This window comes from Paracoccus acridae, from assembly GCF_014642735.1.
GTDB lineage: Bacteria > Pseudomonadota > Alphaproteobacteria > Rhodobacterales > Rhodobacteraceae > Paracoccus > Paracoccus acridae.
The window spans coordinates 16148-33097 of record NZ_BMIV01000005.1 but is presented as its reverse complement, the minus strand read 5'-3'; the positions used below and the strand labels follow the sequence as shown (position 1 = coordinate 33097).

Genomic DNA, 16950 nt, shown 5'->3' with positions numbered 1-16950 from the left:
CTTGCGCGAAAGGATTAATAATTCACTCATCCCGCATCGCCTTGCGCAGATGCCTCAAGATCGGCTCCAGCAGATAGTCGCCGGCGCGGCGTTCCCCGGTCTGGATCGCCAGTTCCACCGGCATCCCCGCCGTCAGGGCCACCTCCGGGTGCATCTCCAGTTCGGTCGCGTTCAGCCTTGCGCGGACTTCGAAGTAACGGCTGCCATCGCGCGGCTCCTCCAGCAGGTCGGCGGAGACATAGGTCACTTCGCCGTCGATGGTCGGGGCCGTGGCGCGACGATAGGCGGTCAGCCTGACCCGTGCCTTGCGGCCCACATGAACCGTGTCGATGGCCTCGGGCGGAAGGCGAGCCTGGATCACCAAGGCATCGGCATCGGGCAGGATCTCCATCACGACGGCGCCCGAACCGATCACGGCACCGGGCGTCACGACGGGAATATCGACAACAAGGCCGTCCTGCGGCGCGCGCAGCGTGCGCCGGTCAAGGACATCCTCGGCCGCGCTGATCTGCGCCTCGAGCGCGGGAAGGCTGCGCCGGGCCTGGGCCAGCAACTCGTTCGCCTCGGCCACGCGCTGCCGGCGAAGGGTGACGATATCGGCGGCGATGCGCGCGCCATCCTGTTCGTTCGCCCGGGCCAGGGCGGCATATTCGTCACGCTCGCCTTCCAGCACAGACAGGTTGCGGCTGATTTCACGCACCTTCTGCCGGGTCGCCGCCCCACGTTCGACCAGGGCTTCGGTATTGTCCAGTTCCTGCGTCCAGCTTTCGATCTGGCGCTGCGAGGCGCGGGCCTGGGCATGATTGGCTACGGCCTGCGCGGCAAGGTGATCCGCCTGACGCATCATCGATGCGATCTGACCCTGATGCAGGGCAAGGCGCGCCTCATAGAGTTCGGCCTGTGCCTCGGTCAGCACGGGATCGTCCTGCGGGGCCTGCGCCATGTCCAGCGGAAGCCCCCGCGCCTCGGCCCCAAGTCGCCATATGTCAAGGACCAGTGCGCGGCGTTCGGCCTGCATCTGCGCCAGACGCGCCCGGTCCTGGGTGATGTCCAGTTGTGCGACCGGCTGGCCCGCCCGAACACGGTCCCCCGGCGCCACCAGAAGATCGGACAGGATCCCGCCCTCCAGATTCTCGACCGTCTTGCGCTTGCTTTCCGCAAGGACGACGCCCTGCGTCACCACCGCGCCGTCCAGCCGGGCATAGATCCCCCATCCACCCAGGGTGCAGGTCATGAACAGGATCATCGCGACGGCGGTCAGGAAGACAGGCCGATAGGCAGGCAAGGCTTCGTCGGCAATCGTCATGCTCATGACAGGTACGCCTTTTCTGCAATCGCGGCCTTGCGCCGCCGAGGCCCAAGCGCCGACAGAACCTCGGCCTTGTCGCCGTATTGGGCGGGCGCCCCGTCGCGCAGCAAAAGCAGGCGGTCGGCCTTGTTCAGGATCGACATGCGCTGAGCCACGATCAGAACCGCCGCGCCGGAAGCACGGGCGGTTTCCACCGCCTCGATCAGCGCTGCCTCGCCATCGGCGTCCAGCGAGGAATTGGGTTCGTCCAGGACCAGAAGCTTCGGCATCCCGAAGACCGCGCGCGCCAGGGCGATCCGCTGCCGCTGCCCGCCGGACAGGCGCGCGCCGCCATCGACCAAGGGGGTTTCATAACCCTTGGGCAGACGGCCGATCATGTCGTGAACCCCCGCCTGACGCGCGGCGGCGACGACATCGTCAATGGGAGCGTCGCGGAAGCGGGCGATGTTTTCCCGAACCGTCCCGTCCAGAAGCAGCGGTTCCTGTGGAAGATAGCCGACAGCCTCGCCGAAGCTGGCCCTTTCATGCTGGAAGGTGGATTGTCCATCCAGGAAAATCCCGCCCGTCGTCGGCGCCCAAAGCCCCACCACCAACCGTGCCAGGGTCGATTTCCCGGCGCCTGAAGGGCCGATCACGCCCACCATCTCGCCGGGGGCGATCGAAAAGCTGACATTGCGCAGAAGCGGCGCCTCCTGGCCCGGCGGCACATAACTGAGCCGGTCCACCACGATCATGGCCTGCCCGACGGGCACCCTGGCGGCCGACCGGATGCGCGCCCCGTCATGCAGAAGATCCCGCAGCCGCCGCGCGATGGCGAAGGCGTTGACCCATTGACGCCACCCGTCGATCAGATGCTCGAAAGGTGCCAGCATCCGCGAGGTGATCACCGCTGCCGCAAGGATGGTGCCGGGGCTCGCCTCTTGCCGGATGACCAGGGCAGCACCCAGGCAGATCACCGCGATCTGAAGCCCGACCCGCGAGGCACGCGCGAAGGATGCCAGGAACTTGGCCGTGGTCCCCCCTGCCTCGATGCTGTCAAGGGACATGGCTTGGCCGCGCCGCCATCGCCGCGACAGTTCCGGCAGCATGCCCATGGCCGCGATCACTTCGGAATTGCGGATGGCATTGGCGGTATCGGCCTGCAGCAGGACGTTCTTGCGAATGGCATCGGCGGCCGGGCGCCGTGCCAGAACTTCGGTCGTCACGGCGATCATCGTCAGCAGGGCCGCGCCGCACAGCCCGGCCACCCCATAATATGGATGCAGCAGGGTCAGCACGACCAGCAGGATGGGCGTGAAGGCCATGTCCATCGGCAGGGTGATCGCGCCCCCGGCGACAAAGCTGCGAAACCCGTTCAGGTCGCGCATCGCCGTGGCCGCAGAAGCCGCGCCGGATCGCAGCGCGGTTTCGACGGCGGCTTCGAAGACCGGCCCGCCAAGCGCCATCGAAAGGCGCGCCGCAATGACCAGAAGCAGCCGCGAACGCAGGAAGTCCAGTGCGGCCTGGAACACGAAAATCAGGCCCACGATCAGGGTCAGGGCGGCCAGTGTGTCGAAGTTTCCCGACGAAATCACCCGGTCGAAGATCTGCGCCTGGTACAGGGGCAACGACAGGTAAAGAAGGTTGACGAAGAAGCCGATGAAGGCTGCCGCCGCCACCCCCTTTGCCAGGTCGGCCAAGGCGGCGCGCCAAGGCGTATGATCGACCGCGGCGTCAGCCATGGCGAAGCGCCAGGGCAGGCGCCGATTTCCGGGCCAGAAGCTTGTCGAACAGGTCGGAATGCAGGCGGGCGGATTCCGCTGCCGTGGTGGGCGGCCGGATGCCGGCGTTCAGGTGGTCCCAAAGGGCGGGATCCATCGCGCGCGTCATCGCCTCGGCCAGGCTTTCGGGGTTCGAGACCCGGAAATGCAGCCCGTCGATGCCATCGCGCACCTTTTCCGCCATTCCGCCAATGTCGGATGCGATGATCGGGCGGCGGTGGTGGAAGGCTTCCTGGATGACAACAGGGGCGTTTTCCCACCAGGTCGAGGGGACGATGGTCCAGTCCACCTCGCGCATCAGATGGGGCAGGTCGGCGCTTTTGTAGGATCCCATGAAGCGCAGCCTTCGGCCCGACAGGCGGAACAGTTCCTTGACCTGGGCCTGGAAATCCTCTGGCTGGTGTTCCAGGTTGCCGCCGAAGACATAAAGGATCCCGTCGCCCCAGGTCTTTTCCGGAATGCGCGTCACGGCCTCGACCAGGACCTTGATGCCCTTGAAGGGGTTCAACTGGCCGAAATAGGCAAAGCGGTTGCGACGTCCACCCCCGGGCAAAGGGCGGATCGGCGCGACAGGACCGCCGTCGAGGCCGTTTTCGATCATCACCAGCTTCTCGCGCGGCAGGCCCCAGTCCTGGAACCGCCTCAGCAGAAATCGCGAGGGCGAGACGAAGGCATCCACCTGGTCGAAGAAGGACTTTATGAACAATTCGCGCCGCAGCATGTTCGCGGCGCCGATATCGGGAAAGCACATCCCGCAATCGGATGCCGAGGCCTTCATGCACAGCGCGCCGGACCTGGCCTTGATCATCTGGCCGTGATGGGCGCAGATTGGCAGGTATTCGTGAAGGGTATAGACGATCGGCACATCGCCCAAGGCGCGCCTTGCCGCGCGGATCGCCTGGATGCCGAAGCCCATGACGTGATGGAAGTTCACGACATCGGGCCGCAGGTCGGCAAGGAAGCGTTCGAAATGCCCCACAAGGGCATCGGTGTCGTTCAGCCCCAGGTGAAACCAGTCATAGTCGTTGGTCCAGAACAGGGTTTCATCCGGTGCCTGGCCCAGCGACATCAGCGGGGTTGCGGCATGGCGCGCAACCGGGGGCCCGACACCCGCCATGTAATGCGCGGTCCAGCCCTGCTGCTGCTTCAAGCCCTGGAACAGGTTGCATGAGGCGACCTGTGCCCCGCCGATGGAAAAGGCGGGATGGGCATGGCTGAGGACAAGGGCTTTCATGAGAATCGGCCTGTGCTGAATAGACCCGCAGTCTTACCGATCAATGCTGAATCAATCCTTTCCAGCAGCGCCGCCATGGCATCGGCGGCGCGCGGCACATCCTCGAGCATCCAGAAATCCACGCTGCGCGACGACCAGGTTCCGAAACCCTGTTCATTCAGGCGGCGGGCCAGATCCCTGTGCGCCAATCCGTTGGAATAAAGGCGGCCCGCAAATCCCCCCGCCTGGGCCATCGCCTGACGGTCGATCAGGGCAAGCTGTGCCGCGCCGGCGGCCATGGAACGCGGCGCCCCGCCGGTCAGCCATCCACGCGGATAGCCCAGCATCGGGGCGCTGTCCCCGACAACCCCATCGCCGCCATAGAAAACCGACCCGTCTTCATAGACCAGCGTGGGAGAGATCAGGCCCGGCTTGCCAAGGCCATCAAGCTCCGCCTCCAGCAGGTCCAGCCATCCAGGGGCCATGGGAAGGGCAGAGGGCTGCCAGATCAGCACCCGTGCCCCCTTGGCCAAGGCAAGCCCCGCCTCGATCCGGGCGCAGAGGTCAGCCTGATCGACAACCAGCAGCCGCCCCCGGATGCCATAGAAGGGGAACAGGTCCCGCAGCCGCCTTGCAGCCTCGGCCGCCGCGGCCCGCGTCATGACGATCGCCAGATCAAGCCGTTCCGCCTCGGGCGTGCCGGACAGCAGCGCCATCATGGGCTGAAGATGGTCCAGCCGGTCGAGGGGGACCACGGCGGTCATGTCCCCGGCGGTTCCGGAAAGCGGAACGGGCCGCTGCGTCCCGCGGGTTTTCCGTGCTGGGGCGGGCAGTTGCGCCAGGAACGGCGCCACCATCTCCTCGACGATCCGGTCCAGGGAGGGATCGTGCAACGGCAGGTCGGAGAGGATCTGGGGCAGCATCTCGCGGCCGTCGACAGCGGTGATCTGCAAGGGGTGGAACAGGCAGCTTTTATCGGCAAGCACCAGTTCCAGATAGAATTCCTCATCCCCTCGGCGGGGGGTGCCTTCGGCGAAGGCCACAAAGCCATGCAAGGTATCGGCCGGATCCAGCAGCCGGGCAAAGCGCGGATCGCCCCCAAACCCCTGGTTCAGGTCCCCGCGCGGCAGGGGGGTCCAGCAATCCTGCAGGGGCGCGTAAAGCCCGGCCGTGCTCTTGACGATCACGCGCTCTACCTGCCGCAGCGGATCGAGCAGCCATCCCGTCGCCAGAAGCCCGCCCGAGGGCGCCTGGAACACCGAATCGAAGGCGGCGGCGATGGGCAGGGTGGTCAGGGAAAGCGTATCCATCCCCTGATACCGGGGGCGGCAGATGCGGCGATAGATGCCGATGCCCCCTTCGTCGCCAGCCAGTCGGGGCAGCATGTGGCGAACATGGTCGATGGCCGCCTCGCCCGACAGCCGCAGGACGCTGCCCCGCACGACCTCGAGCCGCTTGAGGGTGCCGTCCTGTTCGTAGAACAGGCAATCGAGGCCCCTGAGATCGGTTTCCCAGTCCAGGCTGAACAGGCAGAAGCCCATGCCGGGCGGCGGGATGTCGTCACGCGCGAACAATGCCACATCGGCGTCGCACTGGGTCAGCGTGCCGTCCAGCCGCATCAGGCGGTGACGGCCCGCGCCAAGCGACATCGCCCAGCCTTGCGCGAAAAGCCCCTTGGTGCCGGGGCAGGCAAGGATTTCGACAAAGCCGCCCGCCTCGGCCGCAAGCGACAGGAAGCGGGCTGCGAAGTCGCCGTCGCCGGATGGGGCATCGTCGGCCAGGGTGGCGGCAAGGAAATCAAGGACCTCGCGGCTGTTCAGGCCATGTCGCCTGACGAATTCGGCCAATGGCGCAGGGGCGACGTCCAGGGCGCGCGGGGCGGCGATCTCGCGTTCCTCACCATTGGGCGCGCGCAACCAGTAGGTGCCGACCAATGGCGCCCGGACCAGGGCCAGGCCGGCGCGGCCGTTCTGGACGGGCCAGCAGACCGCCTGCCATGGCGCATCGCCGCATGAGCCCTGCGATGGCAAGGCATCGGCCAGGCCGGAAATCGCCAGCAGCGTCCGCCCACCGGGCAGGATGATCGCCAGATCCGGCACCAGGGCCGCAGGGGCTTCCGCGGCAAGTCCGAAGAATGCGCCGTCGGCGGGACTCATGCGCTGATCCTTCCCGTCAGGGTTCGATAAAGGTCCAGATGACTGTGGACAAAGCTGCGATAGGCGTCCTGTCCCTGCCGGGCGCGTTGCGCGGCGGCCATGCGTGCCTGCCCGGCGCGATCGCCGGCGGCTGCGCGCATCGTTTCCGCCAAGGCACGGGGATCGCCGGGGGGAACATGAAGGCCGGTGACGCCGTGTTCCACCATCTCGGCCATGCCGCCGATCCCCGAGCAGATCACCGGTAGGCCTGCCGCCCTTGCCTCGAGCAGGACAAGGGGGGCGTTTTCCCACCAGATCGACGGCATGACGACCCAATCGGCACGCGCCATCAGCGCAGGCAGATCCGCGCGTGCATAGGGTCCGTGGTGATGGGCATTGGGCGTGGCCGCCAGCGCATCGGCAAAGGCGCGGCGGAACCCGTCCTCGGCATGGCCCAGCCCGCCGTGCAGGTCCAGCGTCACCCTTTCCCCTGCGAGACGTGCCGCCGCCAGCAACGGCAGGACGCCCTTGTGCGGGGCGATGTTGCCGAAGAAGGCAAGGCGGTTCGGGCGCGGGCGCGACCCGCGCGGCGGCTGCGCGACGGCCTGAACCTGATTGGGCAGAACCGTGATCCGGTCCGCCTCAAGGCCCCATTCGACAAACCGTTCGGCAAGGAAGCGCGAAGGCGCGACAAAGGCATCGACCATCGACAGAAGTGCCGTCAGATGGGCCTTGCGCAACAGATGCGCCGCCGCCGGCATCGCCGGATAGCAACCCCGGCAGCGGTCGGGCCCGGCCGTCCGGCACCGCGCCCCGTCCTGCACCGTCAGCATCAGCCCGTCATTGGGGCACAGGATCTGGTAATCATGCAGCGTCAGGACCATCCGCGCCTTTGGGGCCAGGCGGCGGATGACCGCCAGAACCTCGGCCCCGATGCGGTCCAGACCATGCAGATGCACGACATCGGGGCGGAAGCTGTCTAGAAGCCGCCCCATCGAGGCGACCCAGTCGGTGCCGTCCTGCCGCAGCATCGAGAACCGGTCATAGCGTCCGGTGCGCAGCAGGTGGTCCCCACCCTCGATGCCCAGCGATCCCGGCGCGTCGTCGGGGCGTTGCAGCGACGTCGTAGCGGCCAGGAACCTGGCGCGGACCCCGCCTGCGGCGTTCAATGCCGCGGTCAGGTCATGGGCCAGAAACTCGGTCCCGCCGCTGGTATGGGCGGGGTGGTCGTGGGCAATCTGCAAGACCTGAAGGGTCATTCGCGAACCTTTTCGATCAGGGAAAACTCGGCTTCGGACAGGGCGGCCGCGAAACCGTCCGACATGGGTGCGGGGCCAAAGCGGCGGAACGGGTGGCGCGTCTCGGACCGGGCGCAGCCTTGCAGGGCCCGGGCGATCCAGATCGCCGGATCGGGATGCGGCACGCTGTCCAGAAGCCGCGCGATTCCTTGCGGGGCAAGCGCCAGGCAGGTGGGCAAGGGCCGGCCGACCCCCTGCCCCGCCTGGGGCAGATGTTCGGCAGGCAATCCCCGGCAGGGATCGAAGCCTTCGCGCGTCGCAGAGATGGATCCATCCTGCGCCAGCAGCGCCGGGGCCAAGGCCGCACGTCTGCGAAGCCGTTGCTGCCAGAACCTGATCCAGCCCGGCATCTCAGGCAGGACATCGCCGCCCAGCAGCAGGGCGGGGGCATCCTTCGCATCCGAAAGGGCAGCGTGCATCCGTTCGGCAGGGGTGGCGGAAGCAGGCAACAGCACCAGGCGATGCGGGACGCCATAGATCGCGGCAGTCTGGGCCAAGGCCTGGCGCGCGCCGATGGCCAGCGGCCCCTCCGTCATGGTGCAGACCACCTCGACCGGGACACCCTGGCCTTCAGCCAGGATCATGGCGGCACGCGCCCGGATCATGTCCGCCGAATCACCCACCGCAGTGACGATCCTGAGCCGCGGCTTCTGCGAAGGTCCGAAATGCTGCACGGTGCAGGGCGGCATCATCCGCCGAAAGCCCGCACGGACCCGTGCCAGGGACCGCAGGGCATCGTTCCCCACCATCCAGGCATCCCGGAAGCCGTCAGGAATGCCACCGTCATAGGCCGGGACCGCCGGTTCGGCCAACAGGTGCGACTGGCCGGAACGATCGACGATGCGGATCCGGCAGGTATCGTCGCCCCCCGCATCTGGGGGCAGGTCGGCCAGCCCCACCAGGATCGCGGTTCCGTCCGCCCTGTGAAGCGTCTGAAGTTCCGCTTGCCGACCCTGCCATTCCAGAACGATCTTGCCCCCCATGCGCGAGGGGTCCGTCAGCGTCAGGGCATAAAGGATGCCCTCGGCAGTCGAGGAAAGATGCCTGATCGCGATATTCGGCTTCTCCATCCTTGCAGAAGGGGTGGGCGCAGTATCGGCGATCGTTCCGGCAAGGCCGGACAACCAGTCCCTGCAAGCCTGGCTGCGGGCGCGCATCCAGGTCGCGACAGGCAGGCGGCGCAGCAGGGCATCCCCCGCCGCCAGCCGCAGCGGCGTATCGGCCAATGCCAGGATCTGCGAACGGCCCATACCGGCGGGCAGCAGCACATGCAGCAGTTCCCCTTCGGCAAGGCAGTCGAAATCCTTCAGGCGGACCAGCCGCCCGTCCAGGAACGCGGCAGCTTCGGCCGGATGGCCCATGCCGGGAAGGCCGGGCACGGCATAGCTGACAAGCAGCCGCCCGGCGATTCGGGTTTCCGCCATCGGCACGCAGGCCGGGATGGCGCAGACATCCATCAGACGGACGATCGCATCGGCAAGGCCCGCCTGGGCTGGCGCGGCAAACAGCGACGCCCCCGTCATCATCGCCCGCAGAAGCTTGCGCAGACCGGGGGCCGAGAGTTGCGCGGTCAGGGCCGGCAACTCCCCCTCGGGCGGCTGCAGCCATCTTGGGTCCGATTCGGCCACCGCGATGCCGTCCAGCCGCACCACAAGATGGCGCGCCTGCAAGGCCTCGATCCCTTGGGGAACAAGAAGGACATGTCGCGTGCCGCCGGTCCGAAGGGCAAGCTGGGCCCCGATCAGCGGGCGCGGAATGGGCAGACCGTCCTGTTCCACCTGCATCCGGGTCCGTGCGCCCGCGGGACGATCGAAGAAGACCGCGCTGAGCATCGGGCCCATGGGGATCACCGTCGCCTCGACAGGCGAGGCAGCAAGGGGGTGCGGGCCGGGACGGAAAAGCTTTCGATCGGCGGGGATGTTCATGCCGTTTGGAACCTGGGGCAGGATGACAGGAAGGTCTCGATACGGTCCGGGCGCGCCAGGGCGCCCGGATCATCAGAATCAGACGACGGTGAAGAACCGGCCCGGATCCGAGGTCACGTCGTCAAAGGCCACGCCATGCAGCAGGACGCTGTCGCCCTGGCCAAAGTCGATCAGCGTGCCGGCATCGCCAAGATCGATGGCGAAGTCGGCCACTTCCTCGGCCGATGCCAGGCTGACGCCTTCCAGGCGCGAGGAAATCTGCAGGATGTCGCCATCGGTGAAATCCATGATGACATCCCCGCCCCCCGAAAAGATGAACAGGTCGTCCCCGGCGCCGCCATAAAGGTTGTCGTCGCCCGCGCCCCCATCCAGCGTGTCTTCGCCGCTGTCGCCTTGCAGGAAATCGTCGCCCGCGCCGCCCAGCAGCAGGTCGTCCCCTGCGGCACCATAAAGCCGGTCATCCCCGGCGCCGCCTTCCATCGTGTCGCGACCGGCGCCGCCGGACAGGGTGTCGTCGCCCGCGCCGCCCAGCAGCAGATCGTCGCCTGCATCGCCGGTCAGGGCATCGTCGCCCGAGCCGCCCGACAACGTGTCGTCGCCCGCGCCGCCGGACAGAAGGTCGTCGCCCGAACCGCCCAACATCAGATCGTCGCCCGCGCCGCCGGACAGGGTGTCGTTCCCCTCGCCGCCGTCGAGCGTATCATCGCCCGATCCGCCCAGCAGTTGATCCGCCCCCGCCTCTCCCAACAGGCGGTCGTCGCCCGAGCCGCCATTCAGAAGATCGTTGCCCGTGCCGCCATAGACGATGTCGTCGCCTGAATTGGCCATGACGGTGTCATTGCCGCCGCCCGCTGTGATGAAGTCCGAGAGCGACGTCCCGAACAGGAAATCGCTGAATGCGCCGCCTGGTATCGTGGCCATGATGAACCCTTCCTTGCTGTTGATCTTATGGCGCACAACCTATGCGAAAGCCCGTTAACGGCCGACCGCTAATTACTTAAAATTGCATCCATTTCGGGGGTCGTAGGAAGGCGGCCCCTGGATAACATGCAGCCGATGGCCCGGCATGGGCCGGTTCCGGGCAGAAGGCATCGGGTTATTTCAAACTGGAAAAGCACCCATGACGACCTATTCAGACCCCAGTCCCCCCCTTCTGACCGATGGCCCGGCGCAAGTGCCGCCGATCACCGCGAACCTGGCAGAGGCCCTGGCCGCACGGCAGGATTTCCTGGAAGCCGCCATCGCCATCTTCGCCGAAAGCCTGGCCTCGGGCCTGTGGCTGGGCGGGGCTGGCGACGATGCGATCCAGACCGGCATCGGCAACCACATCCTTGCCGGCTTTGCGGGCAATGATTCCCTTCATGGCGGCGCGGGATGGAACCTGCTCATCGGCGGTGCGGGCGACGATGTGCTGGATGTCCGCTGGGCCAGCGATCCGGCACGCGGGGGACTGTCCTATGCCGACTGGTCGGCGGCCAAGCGCGTCTCGTCGGACTGGCTGTTCGGCGGGGCAGGAAACGACGCGCTGTTCGGTTCCTTCGGATCGGACCTGATGCATAGCGGGACCGGGAACGACACGCTTGACGGTCAGGACGGGGACGACATCCTGTTCGGCGGGGCGGGCAACGACCTGCTGGAAGGGGATGCGGGGCGTGATGTCCTGTCGGGCGGGGACGGCCGCGACACGCTGGACGGCGGGCTGGGCAACGACCTGATGTCAGGCGGGGACGGAAACGACCGCCTGAACGGCGGCAACGGCAACGACACCATGGAGGGCGGCACGGGGAACGACACCATCCATGGCGGCTTTGGCGACGACAGCATCCAGGGCGGGGCCGGCAACGACTGGGTGGACACCGGCGGGGGCGACGACATCGTCGACCTGGGCGACGGGAACGACTTCGTCGCCGCCGTGGAGGATTTCGGCCGTGGCGACGATGTGTTGCTGGGTCGGGCAGGCAACGACACGCTGCACGGTGGCCGCGGCAATGACATGCTGGATGGCGGCACCGGGGACGACGTGCTGAACGGCGGGGCGGGCGACGACTTCCTGACAGGCGGCAGCGGGGCGGATGTGTTCCAGTTCCGCAGCAGCCACGGAACCGACATCATCGCCGATTTCGGCCTGGACGACCGCCTTGTCCTGACCAGCAGCATCAATGGCCAGACAATCGACCTTGCATCCCTTGCGGACCGGATGCTGGATCTTGGCGATGCGACCCTGCTGGATCTTGGGAACGGAAATGGCGCCATCTTCCTGAACCAGGATCCCGACACGCTGGCCCAGCTTTTGCAGACGAGAGTCGATTTCTGGTAGCCGCGCCCCGATCCTCGCCTGCCGAAACAGGGCCGGATGCGCTCGTCGAAGGCGCATCCGGCCATGAACCGCTTAGAGGCCTGCCAGGATGTCGATCGTTCCCGTGGGGTTCACGCTGCCGGCCAGCCTTGTGGGCCTGCAGGGAAACAAGGTGGCGACCGCAAGGACCGGCAGGATCGCCCGCAAAAGGGCAGTTCTTGAAAGGCTCTGCCAAAATCCCGTGATTTCAACTTCATCCATCATCACGGGGCTTGACCTGCAGCAGGACTGAGGCAAGATTTTCCTGTGCGATGGACGTTTGGTGGTCTGGATACCAGGGGATATCGTGATGGATACCTATCTTTCCGCAGCGCGGGATCTGGTGGTCGAGGGGATGCGCGAAAGCCGGGTCGCGCTTTCTGCGGATCTCGAATACCACCTCGCCTCGACCCTGGCACGCTACATGCATCGACCCCTTGCGCCCGACCGGCTGACGGTCAGGCTGATGGACGCCGCCAGCCGCCGCGCCCGACAGGGTGAATCGCGCCAGATCGGCGACGAATGCCTGATTTCCTGTGCCTTCTTTTCGGCCCGGCTGGTGCGGCAAGGGGGAACCATCGTCCACTATGCCGGCCTGGGGCAAGCCGCCTATGCGGTGGCCGGGATGCCGGACATCGCCAGCGGCTTTCCCGACATGCTGGATGTCCTGCAAGCAAGCCGCCCGCAGGTCGAGGAACGGCGCCTCTCCCGGGCCGATGGCACCGGCGCCGCGCCGGAAGCCGACGGGGACGACCGCAAGATCCTGATCATCTCGTCAAGGTTCAGGCACTGACATCCCAGCCCCCCGACCAACCGCCGATCCTTCCTGCAAGGACGGTCCTGCCATCACAGGGCAGAAGAACTTCCCGTGACGCGGTTCCGACCGGCGTTCTTGCTGCGGTAAAGCATCAGGTCGGCGTCCCGGAGCCAGCGTTCGGACAAGGCACCCCGCGCCGGACGACCGGCCGCGACGCCCAGGCTGATCGTCACCGATCCCGCGACACGCGATCCTGCATGGGGGATCGCCAGGGCTTCAACGCCGGCGCGAATTGATTCCGCCACGGCCATGCCCCCGGCCAGATCCGGGCCGTTCAGGATGCAGGCGAATTCCTCGCCGCCATAGCGGGCGGCAAGATCGCGTCCGCGGCGCATGTGCCGGTCAAGCACATCGGCGACGCGCTGAAGGCAACGGTCGCCCTCGGGATGGCCGTAAAGATCGTTGAACTGCTTGAAATGGTCGATATCCAGCAGGATCAGCGCCAGATTGCCGCCATCCCGGCCCGTCTGGCGCAATTCCTGTTGCAGACGCTGTTCCAGCAGGCGACGGTTGCCGAGACCCGTCAGATGGTCCTGCATCGCCAATCCGGCAAGCTGGTCGCGCATCCGCTTCATCTGGACATGGTTACCCACGCGCTGCCGCAGGGCGCCCGGCTGAAAGGGCTTGGTCACATAGTCGATGGCCCCGGCGGACAGGCCCAGCAACTCGGCCTCGGGGGTCTGGAGACTGGTGGTGAAGATGACCGGAACATCCGAAAGGGCCGGATCCTGCTTGAGCAGCCTGCACAGATCATAGCCGTTCAGACCCGGCATCATGACATCCAGCAGGATCAGGTCCGGTCCGGCGGCCTGGGCCACCTCCAGCGCCTGGTGGCCTGACAGGGCGAAGCTGATCTCGTATCCGTCCTCAAGCGCGGCGCTTGCGATCTCGATGTTGAGGATCTCGTCATCGACGATCAGGACAACGGGCTTGGTGGTCATACGGCGATCCCCTGCGCGGGGCCGGCGAATTCGGCGTCGATCAGGGCCGAGGCTGCGGCATAGTCCAGCCTTTGCAGGGCCATGTGCAGCGGATGGGCCTGCCGGGCCGCGTCATCCAGCCGCAACAGATCGGCCAGCCGTCCAAAGCCCTGGCGGGCGGACAGGCTGCGGCGCCGGATCTGATCGCGCAGGGTGTCCAGGGCTTCGGCCAGCATGATCGGATCGGCAGCGGGTTGGACGGAGGCAGGGCGGATCGGGATCGCAGCAGGGCCCGCCGGCCGCAACTGCGCCGCAGCGGCAATCGCATCGGCCAAGGGCGGTCCCAACAGGGCCAGCAGGGCCGCGACATCCCCTTGTCCACCGGGTGACAGGGCCTGTTCCAACCGTCCCGCCGCAGCAGCGACCAAGGGCAGTTCCAGCGAGGCGGCCACGCCCCTGAGGGTATGGGCCAGCCGATGCGCATCCTCGGCCCTGCCCCCGTCCAGCAAGGCGGACAGGTCGTCGCAGGCACGGGCATGGCTGTCGGCGAAGGACAGGATCAGCCGCAGCAAAAGGTCGCGGTTTTCGTTGACCCGCGCCAGGGCTGCGGGAATGTCGAAGGGCGGCAAGTCATCGGGCAGGCTGGGCATGGCGGGAACCGCCTGGCGGCCCAGGACCAGCCAGCGTTCCAGCGTGGCGATCAGATGCGCGGGATCGACGGGCTTCGTCAGGTGATCATCCATCCCGGCGGCCAGGCAGCCCTGCCGTTCCTCGGCAAAGGCATGGGCGGTCATGGCGATGATGGGAAGCTGTGCCGACGACCAGGTCTTGCGGATCTGCCGGGTGGCGGCCATGCCGTCCATTTCTGGCATCTGGATGTCCATCAGGACGGCGGAATAGGCCCCGCCCGCCTGATCCACCATGCGGCAGGCGATGCTGCCGTCGGCGGCGCAATCGACCACCAGCCCGGCATCGGACAGGATCTGGGCGGCGATTTCGCGGTTGATCTCGTTATCCTCGACCAGCAGGACACGCAGCCCTCGCAGGGCAGGCGGCAGGCCGGGTCCGTGTGCGGGGGCGTTCCGGATGGGCTGATCGGCGCGCATCAGGGACAACTGGTTCAGCGCCTGCAGCAGGCTTGCTGCATCGATCGGCTTGGCAAGGAACAGATCCACGCCCCTGCCGCTGGCATCCTGCCGCACCTCGTCGATGTCGTAGGAGGTCATCATCAGCACGAAGGGGGCAAAATCCGTGCCCATCACCGCTCGCATGGCATGAAGGGTCTGAAGCCCGTCCATGCCGGGCATCTTCCAGTCCATGATCACAAGATCATGGCGCCGGCCGGCCTGAAGTTCGCGCCTGGCCATCGCCAAGGCGACGCTGCCGCCATCGGCAATGTCGATGGTCATGCCCCATTGCAGGAAGATTTCCTGGATGATCCGGCAGGTGATGGGATTGTCGTCCACCAGCAGGACATGCAGCCGCCTTATCGATTCCGAAGGCAGGGCATCGGGCAGCACCTGCTGTTCGGGGATCCGCAAGGGCGTCATGACCGTGAAGGTGCTGCCGCGGCCCGGTTCGCTTTCCGCCCGGATCCAGCCGCCCATCTGTTCGACGATCTGGCGGCAGATCGCCAGGCCCAGGCCGGTACCGCCGAAGCGGCGCGTGGTCGAGCTGTCGGCCTGCATGAAGGGCGTGAACATCCGGGACAGCTGTTCGGCCGTCATGCCGATGCCATTGTCGCTGATCGACGATTCGATCACCGCGATGTCGCCTTTCCGTTCGACCAGCCGCGCCGCGATGGTGATCGTCCCCTCGCTTGTGAACTTGATGGCATTGCCAAGCAGGTTGGTCAGAACCTGGTTCAGCCGCGTGATGTCGCCCGACAGCAGCGAAGGGATGCGCGGATCGATGTCGATCCTGATGTCGAGGTTCTTCCTGTGCAGCGGCTCGGACAGAAACTGGACCTGACGCGACAGCTCGGCACGGGGGTCGAAAACCTCGTCCTCCAGTGTCAGATGCCCGGCCTCGCCTTTCGACAGATCCAGGATGTCGTTCACCAGCCGCAGCAACGTGGTCCCGGCGCTGCTGATCTTGCCGATCTGGTCGCGCTGCCGCGCATCCAGCGGCGTGCGCTGGATCAGGTGGCAAAAGCCGATGATCGCGTTGATCGGGGTGCGGATCTCATGGCTCATGTTGGCAAGGAACATGCCCTTTGCGCGGCTGGCCTGCTCGGCCTCGTGGCTGCGCAGCTTCAGCGTCTCGCTTTGCGCCACAAGCCTTGTGCCCATCCGTTCGATGCGGCGGAAGGATTCGACGACCTTGTCGCTGACCCAGATCAGCACGACCGTCTGGAACAGCACGATCACCGCGTGCAGGGCGACGCGCAGAAGATCGCCCTCGGACGAGAAGACGGCAATCGGCAGGAAATACAGAAGCACCAGGTGATGCAGCGCCGTGACCGTCGCCGCGACGACCAGGGCCGTGCGGTCGAACCAGGCTATGTTCAGCGCGATCATCGCAAAGAAATACATGTGCATGTCCATCTGCCACATGTGACCTTGCAGAAGCAGCAAAAGCAGCGACGGCTGCCCGATCAGCAGCACGGCGGCGACATAGCGCGTCATGGGCGCGGTGCCGGCGCGATACCATGTCACCTGATAGATCGCGGCCATGACCGCGCCGATCAGCATGGCACCCGCCACCGGCATGGCCCCGGTCAGCAGCGCGACGACGCCCAGAAGCGGAACATGGCACCAGAAGACCAGCACCAGCAGTTGTCCGAAACGCTGCCGCAGGTGGTTCAACTGGTCGGTCATCGCCCGCGCCCCCCGCCCGCCGACCCGCAGCCCGCAAAGCCCGCGGTCGGCAGCACAAGCCAGGCGCCCTGCGCCCGCGCGGCGGCAGGGAAATCCCCATCCTCGGACCAGGCGACGGCGATGTTGGGCAGGAAGCCCGACGCGACCAGCCCGGCCCCGGCGCGGTGAATCCCGTCCGCGACGCCCGCCCGGTCCGTCCAGGGGGCGGCGATCACCACATATTGCCCCCTGCCCTCGCCCAAGGTCAGGGCAAGCAGCACCAGGACCGGAAGCCCCAGAAGGGCCACGGCCACGGCCGGCCAAAGGCTGGCAAGCGTCGGCCGTTCAGTGGCCTTGTTCCCCGTCTGGAAGCCGGCCGAGGGATGCGGAAGGTCGGACACGTCGTTACCCTGACAAGAAGCGGTTTTCTTGAACATAGG

General features: G+C 66.7%; 12 protein-coding genes. 2 read left to right on the top strand and 10 right to left on the bottom strand.

From position 1 onward, the window contains the following. Nucleotides 1–22: 22 nt before the first annotated feature. From IEX25_RS08860 to IEX25_RS08830, 7 genes are all read right to left on the bottom strand, one after another. The gene (locus IEX25_RS08860; RefSeq protein ID WP_229665115.1) at nucleotides 23–1312 is read right to left on the bottom strand and encodes an HlyD family type I secretion periplasmic adaptor subunit; all 1290 of its coding nucleotides are present in this window, start codon (nucleotides 1310–1312) and stop codon (nucleotides 23–25) included. Continuing rightward, nucleotides 1309–3030 (bottom strand): type I secretion system permease/ATPase, encoded by a 1722-nt coding sequence (locus IEX25_RS08855; RefSeq protein WP_188714735.1) that lies wholly within the window; start codon nucleotides 3028–3030, stop codon nucleotides 1309–1311. The genes IEX25_RS08860 and IEX25_RS08855 overlap by 4 nt, the downstream gene beginning before the upstream one ends. Continuing rightward, nucleotides 3023–4303: a glycosyltransferase family 4 protein gene (locus IEX25_RS08850; protein WP_188714734.1), complete on the bottom strand. Its 1281-nt coding sequence runs from the start codon at nucleotides 4301–4303 to the stop codon at nucleotides 3023–3025. Before IEX25_RS08850 ends, IEX25_RS08855 begins: the two co-directional genes overlap by 8 nt. Further along, complete coding sequence (locus IEX25_RS08845) at nucleotides 4300–6438, bottom strand: hypothetical protein (RefSeq protein ID WP_188714732.1); 2139 nt, start codon at nucleotides 6436–6438, stop codon at nucleotides 4300–4302. Before IEX25_RS08845 ends, IEX25_RS08850 begins: the two co-directional genes overlap by 4 nt. After that, entirely contained in the window at nucleotides 6435–7676 is a 1242-nt protein-coding gene (locus IEX25_RS08840) for a glycosyltransferase (protein ID WP_188714730.1), read from the bottom strand. The genes IEX25_RS08845 and IEX25_RS08840 overlap by 4 nt, the downstream gene beginning before the upstream one ends. Then, nucleotides 7673–9640, bottom strand: coding sequence for a hypothetical protein (locus IEX25_RS08835; protein WP_188714729.1), 1968 nt, complete (start codon nucleotides 9638–9640; stop codon nucleotides 7673–7675). The genes IEX25_RS08840 and IEX25_RS08835 overlap by 4 nt, the downstream gene beginning before the upstream one ends. A 78-nt stretch (nucleotides 9641–9718) precedes the next feature. Then, entirely contained in the window at nucleotides 9719–10561 is an 843-nt protein-coding gene (locus tag IEX25_RS08830) for a calcium-binding protein (RefSeq protein ID WP_188714727.1), read from the bottom strand. 199 nt (nucleotides 10562–10760) lie between these two features. Between IEX25_RS08830 and IEX25_RS08825 the strand changes: the two genes are divergently transcribed. Next, complete coding sequence (locus tag IEX25_RS08825) at nucleotides 10761–11957, top strand: calcium-binding protein (RefSeq protein ID WP_229665114.1); 1197 nt, start codon at nucleotides 10761–10763, stop codon at nucleotides 11955–11957. 328 nt (nucleotides 11958–12285) lie between these two features. Further along, nucleotides 12286–12768, top strand: coding sequence for a hypothetical protein (locus IEX25_RS08815; protein WP_188714721.1), 483 nt, complete (start codon nucleotides 12286–12288; stop codon nucleotides 12766–12768). A gap of 53 nt (nucleotides 12769–12821) precedes the next feature. Here IEX25_RS08815 and IEX25_RS08810 read toward each other — a convergent pair whose 3' ends face one another. From IEX25_RS08810 to IEX25_RS08800, 3 genes are read right to left on the bottom strand one after another with little or no spacing between them, the layout of a single operon-like run. Next, entirely contained in the window at nucleotides 12822–13733 is a 912-nt protein-coding gene (locus tag IEX25_RS08810) for a diguanylate cyclase (protein ID WP_188714719.1), read from the bottom strand. Beyond that, nucleotides 13730–16531, bottom strand: a complete 2802-nt coding sequence (locus tag IEX25_RS08805) for a response regulator (RefSeq protein ID WP_188714717.1) — start codon at nucleotides 16529–16531, stop codon at nucleotides 13730–13732. Before IEX25_RS08805 ends, IEX25_RS08810 begins: the two co-directional genes overlap by 4 nt. Beyond that, entirely contained in the window at nucleotides 16528–16911 is a 384-nt protein-coding gene (locus IEX25_RS08800) for a hypothetical protein (protein WP_188714715.1), read from the bottom strand. Before IEX25_RS08800 ends, IEX25_RS08805 begins: the two co-directional genes overlap by 4 nt. Between the last annotated feature and the right edge of the window lie 39 nt (nucleotides 16912–16950).